Genomic DNA, 6,481 nt, shown 5'->3' with positions numbered 1-6,481 from the left:
ATCGTGGTGGCCGGGCAGTCCAGCACGATCCCGTCCACGCCGTACGCGCTCCCGTCACCGTCCAGGACCACGAGCGGGCCGTGCGGGAACCGCGGGTCGACAGCCGGCAGCGGGGCGCCCTTCTTCACCGGGCGGCGCGACGTCGCCGACGGCCCGGCCGCCTCCACCCGCGCCTTCACGACCGGATCCAGCACCGCGGCGGTGGAGGCCGCGGCGGGCTCGGCAGACTCGGCGGGCTGCTCCGCGGTGCCGGTGAACGCCTCCGGAACCGCCGCGGGCGTGGGTGCGGCAGCGGCCGGTGCCGGATAGCGCTCGGCCCAGCCGTCCAGCAGCCGCAGATAGGCCTGAAGCCGCGGCGGCCTCGGCTCGGAGCGGCCGTTCTCCCAGTTCTTCACCGTCTGCGGCGTCGACTTTAACGCGGCCGCGAGCCGGGCCTGGGTGACACCCGCCGCCTCACGCAGCCGCGCCCGCTCGGCTGGGGACGGCAACTGCGGCTCGCCCTCCAGCAGTGCGTCCACCGCGTCGAACAGCTCTTCCTGCGTGGCCATTTCCTCCACCACCTCCACCCCGAACCCTAGCAAAATTAACCTCACCTGGATGTTGGATTTAACCTTATCGGGGGTGTCGTGTTTTTGAGCTGTGTCGCGGGGCCCGTCCAACCGCACTGATTGTTGGGGCGGCCCGAGTGTGGGCGCGTGCGCGGCCGGGGCAGGGTCGCAGACGGGATCCGGCCGGCCTGTCGGTGGGGACCTACGAGAGGGTGGTGCGCTGGTGGACTGGGACTGGTGGACGGTGGATTTCGGGGACGCGCACGCAGGTGCGGCGGGTGTGCTCGTCGGCGGCAACGAGCCGGGGCCGGTGTACTTCGATGTCGGCAGCGGCCCGAACGTGCCGTCGACCACGCACTGGACGGCCTACGACGGCCGGGCCCGCCGCCCCCGCGCCGAGGCCCTCCGGGCCGTGTGCGCGTGCGGATGGCGCAGCGCTGCTCAATACCCCCTGGACTGGGACACGATCGACGACCAACCCCTGAATGGCTTTGTTCACTTCTAGGGGCAGCGTTTGTCCGCCGGTTTGGGCAGCAGTTGCGGATCTTGATGCCCGTGAGTGTTCACGAGAATTAGCAGCGCCCGCGGGGCGTCACTGCCCGGCGCGTGGCCGGGTGAGTCCAGCTCCGACCTTGGTCAGCATCTGGCCGAGGAGGTGGAGAGCTCGTGCCCGTGTCGGCACTCCGCGCACTGTGCCCGTCCAGTAGGAGTCGGTGAGTTTCTCGGTCACCGCGAGGGTGTGGCTGTCGTCTTGGGCGGCCAGCACGAGGATGAACCGCACGTAGTCACCGATGTCGGTGCCCTGGGGGTGCTGGCTCAAGAAGCTGTGCAGGCGCGCTGTCAGGGCGGGCAGGGTGCGGTCCGTCGGGAAGACGACGGCGAGGCCGGCGAGGGCCAGCCGAACTGCGGGGCATTCGGCTGGCCAGCGGGCCAGTAGATCAGGGGTGTGCAACTGGACTGCCTTGCAGGCCCGGGCCTCGCTGTCGGGATCGGCATGTTGCGGGGTGGCTGGCCAGGTCTCGGCAAGGTGGCGCTCATCGACGGTGGCGGCGCGGAACAGCAGGTCGACGGCTTGGAACCGGTGTCGGGCAGGAATCCGGTCGTCGACGGCCAGGGCCGCGAGCAGGGCGAGGCCTTCGGCGGTGTGGGGCTGGCAGGCGTCCTGGTGCAGGATCTCGTTGTAGAACTCGGCGAGGAAGGCTCGGTCGTCCCAGGCGGGATCGGTCTCTGAGTCGAACAGCATCGCCGCTTGGAGGGGCATCCGGTCCGGCAGGCGTTCGGCGATGACATCCCGGAAGAGCTGCCGGATCGGCGGACCCCAAGCTATCGCGTCGTGCTGGGGGTGCTCGGGTGCGGCGTGCGTGTCCATGACCAGCGCAGCCTACTGGAGCACTTGAGGCCGGGCCCGGCGCCCGGAGGGCGGCGGGCCGTCGAGGCAGGCAGCGGCAGCGGTCAGCCAGCCTTGGCCGATTCTTCGGCGCGAGCTCGGGTGCTGGCGAGGCGGTAGGAGTCGGTGCCGGTCTCGATGATGGTGCCGTTGAAGGTGAGGCGGTCGACGATGGCCGCGCAGAGACGGGGGTCGGTGAACGTCTTGGTCCAGCCGCCGAAGGACTCGTTGGAGGCGATGGCGACGCTGTTCTTCTCCTCGCGTTCGGTCAGGACCTGGAAGAGGAGTTCGGCGCCGCGGCGATCGAGTTCCATGTAGCCGAGTTCGTCGATGCAGAGCAGGTCGACGCGGCCATAGCGGGCGATGGTCTTGGTCAGCTGCTTTTCGTCGGCAGCCTCGACGAGCTCGTTGACCAGCTTCGTCGCCAGCACGTACTGCACCCGGCTTGCGGATCAGGGCCTCGAGGTAGTGGTCCAGATCCAGGCGGCAGCCCGGCCGTCGCCGTCGAACAGTTCGACTGCCCCACGTGTGAGGTGCCCGCCGGGAGCACCTGCCGCACCCGCGGCGGCAAGGTCGCCCCGAAGTACCACACCCCGCGCTTCATGCTCGTCCCCCGACTCCGCGCCGAACTCGAAGTCCGTACCCCCGCCGACCGCGGCCCCGGATACGCGTGGGAGACGGGCCCGGCCATCGACGCCGCCGTGCCCGAGGCCACCACGAAACCCACGAGAGTGGGCTACGCGAGGTGCAGCACCGCCCAGCAGGAACTCCAGAGCCAGTTCGACGCGCTCGCCGAGGCCGGGTGCGACCCGGTCTTCTCGGAGAAGATCAGCACCCGGGTCAAAGTCCGGCCCGAGTTCGTCAAGGCGATGGACTTCGCCCGCACCATCAAGAAGGCCGTCCCCCACCAACGGGTGATTTTCACGGTGCACGAAATGAAGCGTCTGGGCCGCGGCGCCGCCGAACTTCTGGCCATCGCCGAGGGCCTGCGCCACCACGACATCCAGCTCGAACTCCTCACCGGACCCCTCCAAGGGGTCTACGACCCATCCGGTCACGGCGCCGCCCTCTTCGCGTTCTTCGCCGGCATGGCGGAGTCGGAGCGCGAGTACATCCGGGAAAAGTCCCTGGAGGGCCAGGCATCCGCCCGCGAGCGTGGCCGTCACGGCGGACGCCCCAAGGTCGTCGACGACGACATGGCCGACTACGCCCGCAGCCTGCGGGCCAACGGCGTGCCCGTACCGCAGATTGCCCAGAAGCTGGTCATCACCTCGGGCAAGAACAAGGGCCAGCGGCCCTCGGTCGCCACTGTCTACCGCATGCTCGCCGACACCGACGAGGCCGAAGGCACCACCTGACAGGGCTTTAAGATCAACTCACTGCCCCTTTGACCCGTATCTCGGCGATACCCCCTCCTCGGCTGCCTCCTGCATTCGCCGCTGCTTCGCGTGGTCGATCGCCATGGAGGCCACCCTTCCACACGACAAGCGGTTGTCACCGAAAAGTTGACACTCTGGTCCGGGGGGCACGCCGTCCTCGGGGCGACGGCTTCGTCAGTGCTGCGGGGCGCGCAGCAGGGAGTCGGGCAGGTAGGCCGACCTGATGCCCAGCCGCCATCCGTGCGCGAGAGAGGCGAGGGCGGACACTGCGGCGGCCCTGACCGGCAACAGGGTTCGCGGCGCCGGGCCGGTGCCCACGCTCGCGCGGTGCTCCAAAAGCCTTTCGGCCAGGACCTGCTCGAAGGCGGACTGGTCGTCGTCGAGCAGGACGCGCAGCAGCCGCTGGTCCGCATCCAGGGCGCCGGCCGCGTCGAGCCGTTCGGCGGCACGCGTCCGCGCTTCGATGTCGGGCTTGGCCAGCGGGACGGGTCCGGGAAGGGCGCCGGGGTAACGCCCCTGCACGATGGTCAGGTACTCGCACAGCGCGTCCATCTCGGCGAGGTCGGCCGGGGCGGAGACCGACTCACGCGTCGAGTAGGGCACTCCGTCGCGGATGGCGGGAGCGTAGTCCTCGCGCAGCAGCGGGCCGATGACCCGGCTGCGTTCCCACGCGAGGCCGCTGATCACGCACAGGGCGAAGGCCCTCACCCAGGTCTGGGCGGTGGTGGCGGGGGATGCCGGTTCCCAGGTCTCCTCGTAGTCCATTTCTTCGCTGGTGAGCGACTCGCCGACGAGAGGGAGAGGGACGTCCCAGTCGCCATCGGGGAAGCAGCCCAGGCCCAGCTCCCCAAGGGCGCACTCCGCCGCGGTGAGCAGGACCTCACGCGAACCTGGCGTGTCCAGCTCGGGATCTTCCAGGGTTCGGGCCCCAGCGAGGTCGAGGAGGACGCCGCCCATCTCCCGCAGCTCCTGGCGCAGAGGACGGCCGTCATGACGCATGGCGGACCAGTGTCCGACGACCCGGCTGACTCCGCGCTGAAGGGTGTCGTCTATCTGCTCTTCGGCAACGTCGTGGCGTGCCACGTCCTTGATCGTCATGTCCGCCATCCTGCCAGCGGGCACTGACAGGCCGTACGGAGTGAACCTGCCGTTTCGAAGCAAGCCGGGGCGCCCGAGCGGGCTTTGGGGAGCGGCGGCCGGCTCCGGGGCCCCACCCGCCCCCCGAGGCCACACAAGCCCCTCAGAGCGCCCGCCAGGCCGTGCGGCGCGGAATCGGACCCGGAGGCGCCGTGCGGGCGGGAGAGGGCGAACCAAGCCCGTTCCCGGTGGACCACGCCTGAAACTGATCAGCGGGGACGAGGCGAGGGCCCTGATGGTTCTCCTCGGGGTGCTCGACGATGACGCGCAGCCCGAGGAGGTCCGTCATGCTGCCGGGGAGATGCGCTTCCGCATCGGCTCCCGGCTGGCCTGAACCCGAGCCGCTACGGCGCGGTCTCGTAGGAGACGGTGGCACCGGGGCAGTCCTCCGCCAGCCCGAGGAGCGCTTCGCGCTCGCGGTCGTCGGCGGCGAGGTCCCAGCGGAGCTTGGTCTCGACCCAGCCCGTCACGTACGCGCAGTGGTAGGTGGCGGCCGGCGGCAGCCATTCGGCCGGGTCCTTGTCGGCCTTGGCCCGGTTCGACTTCGCGGTGACCGCGATCAGCGAGGTGGGCGTGTCCTGGTCGTTGGCGTAGGCCTCGCGGCGCTTCGCCGTCCACGCCGAGGCCCCGGAGTCCCAAGATTCGGCCAAAGGTACGAGGTGGTCGACGTCAAGGCCGGAAGCCGCGGTCACCCAGGTGTCATCGTACGGGGAGAACCACTTGCCGCCGGTGAGCTTGCAGCCGGGGGCCGCGATCTCGGGCTGCTCGACGGCTTCTTCCAAGAGGACTTCGGAGCGGGTGTTGCAGCCGTCGTCGGGGAGCAGGCTGGTGTTCCAGTGCTTGAACGCGGTGCGCACGTAGCCGTCGCGGGACTCCGCGGCCGCGCGGATCCGGTCGATGCCCTCGAAGAGCGACGCCGACTCGCGTACGGCGGAGATGGGTCAGGGTGGAGGTGAAGGCCTCCTTGCCGTCGGCGGCGTGGGCCGGCACGGCGGTGGCGAGGAGGGGAAGAACGACAGGGCGAGCGCGGGCACGGCCCGCTGCAGCAGGTTCTTGATCACGCCCCGCGTTGTAGCCGGACAACCCCGATGCGGGGGAGGGGATCAGCGTGCGCATCACCCGGGTGGGCGCGGCCTTTCACCGGGGAAAAACGGCACTCCAGAGCGCCGAGTAACCCGGCGTCCGGGAACTGGAGCGGCTCGTGGTGCCGGGCCGGCTGGGGCGTGGCCGGGTCAGGGGTGGAGGTAGCTCCCGAGGTAGCTGCGGGCTGCGGCCTCGCTGGTGCCGAGCGCGACCGCCACCTGCTCGATCGGTACCTCCCCGGCGACGACGTCGCCCGCCGCGTCCCGGCCGACCTGGGCGATCACGTACCGCAGGTCGGCCAGGGCCTTCAACGCGACCAGCGGCTCCTCGGCGGCCAGTCCATCGAGCCGGCGGACGAGTTGGGTGAGGAGCCCGGTGAGGTCCGGGGGAAAGTTGGACGGCCGCGTCCCGGATCACCGACAGATGCGCGTCGTAGTCCGCGACCGGCCCGGACAGGTCAACGTCCGCCTCGTACAGCGGCTTGCCCTTCGGGAGCGTGGTCCAGTCGAGCGGGTACTCGGCCATCCCACGCCTCGTGTCCTGACCCGGTAGGCCTTGGGCCCGGCAGATCATCGAGGTAGTCAGCCCGGACCGGCCGGGCGGCGACCTGCGCTTTCGCCGTCGCCCGGCCGGTCTTGCGAGGGCCGCTCCCCGCGCGGGCTGGCGAAGCGAAAGAGGGAGCCGCGCGCGTCACAGATCAGTCACAGCCCACCCACACCGGTCCCGGCGCCGACACCATGACGCGATGCGCACACACCACACCATCACCCTCCTCGCCGCCGCCGGCCTCCTCGCCCTCACCGGCTGCTCCGAGGCCCTCACCAGCGAGCCCAAGCCCGACGACAAGGTCGCCGCCTCGCCGTCCGCATCGCAGTCGAGCATCGCCCCCGAGGCGCTCAGCTCCGCAGCCGCAGCCGCCGGCATCCCGCCCAGCCCCGCCCCCGAGC

The 6,481-nt window shown here is 70.6% G+C and carries 8 protein-coding genes and 1 pseudogene; 3 read left to right on the top strand and 6 right to left on the bottom strand.

Annotation, left to right across the window (positions count from 1 at the left end; genetic code table 11):
- The coding region (locus PV721_RS39720) for a helix-turn-helix transcriptional regulator (RefSeq protein ID WP_319733182.1) at positions 1-548 on the bottom strand (548 nt) is incomplete at its 3' end.
- Positions 549-771: 223 nt separating this feature from the next.
- Here PV721_RS39720 and PV721_RS39715 point away from each other — a divergent pair.
- Positions 772-1,053 carry a hypothetical protein gene (locus tag PV721_RS39715; RefSeq protein ID WP_319733178.1) on the top strand — a complete coding sequence of 94 codons (282 nt, stop codon included), beginning with the start codon at positions 772-774 and terminating at the stop codon, positions 1,051-1,053.
- An 87-nt stretch (positions 1,054-1,140) separates the two neighbouring features.
- Here PV721_RS39715 and PV721_RS39710 read toward each other — a convergent pair whose 3' ends face one another.
- The gene (locus tag PV721_RS39710) at positions 1,141-1,917 is read right to left on the bottom strand and encodes a hypothetical protein (protein WP_319733176.1); all 777 of its coding nucleotides are present in this window, start codon (positions 1,915-1,917) and stop codon (positions 1,141-1,143) included.
- 83 nt (positions 1,918-2,000) lie between these two features.
- Positions 2,001-2,378: pseudogene (locus PV721_RS39705) on the bottom strand (ATP-binding protein); the annotation flags it as partial.
- A gap of 90 nt (positions 2,379-2,468) precedes the next feature.
- Here PV721_RS39705 and PV721_RS39700 point away from each other — a divergent pair.
- Positions 2,469-3,293 carry a recombinase family protein gene (locus PV721_RS39700; protein WP_319733174.1) on the top strand — a complete coding sequence of 275 codons (825 nt, stop codon included), beginning with the start codon at positions 2,469-2,471 and terminating at the stop codon, positions 3,291-3,293.
- Between the two features lie 195 nt (positions 3,294-3,488).
- Here the strand turns inward: PV721_RS39700 and PV721_RS39695 are convergent, their stop codons facing one another.
- From PV721_RS39695 to PV721_RS39685, 3 genes are all read right to left on the bottom strand, one after another.
- Positions 3,489-4,412: an Imm49 family immunity protein gene (locus tag PV721_RS39695; RefSeq protein WP_319733172.1), complete on the bottom strand. Its 924-nt coding sequence runs from the start codon at positions 4,410-4,412 to the stop codon at positions 3,489-3,491.
- Positions 4,413-4,795: 383 nt separating this feature from the next.
- On the bottom strand, positions 4,796-5,308 hold the full coding sequence (locus tag PV721_RS39690; RefSeq protein ID WP_416371279.1) for an HNH endonuclease family protein: 513 nt from the start codon (positions 5,306-5,308) through the stop codon (positions 4,796-4,798).
- Positions 5,309-5,683: 375 nt separating this feature from the next.
- Complete coding sequence (locus PV721_RS39685; RefSeq protein WP_319733170.1) at positions 5,684-5,845, bottom strand: hypothetical protein; 162 nt, start codon at positions 5,843-5,845, stop codon at positions 5,684-5,686.
- Between the two features lie 434 nt (positions 5,846-6,279).
- Here PV721_RS39685 and PV721_RS39680 point away from each other — a divergent pair.
- The coding region (locus tag PV721_RS39680; protein WP_319733169.1) for a hypothetical protein at positions 6,280-6,481 on the top strand (202 nt) is incomplete at its 3' end.

The sequence above is a fragment of the Streptomyces sp. MB09-01 genome, assembly GCF_033794505.1.
Taxonomy (GTDB): Bacteria; Actinomycetota; Actinomycetes; order Streptomycetales; family Streptomycetaceae; genus Streptomyces.
This window is presented reverse-complemented; position numbering and strand designations above follow the sequence as displayed.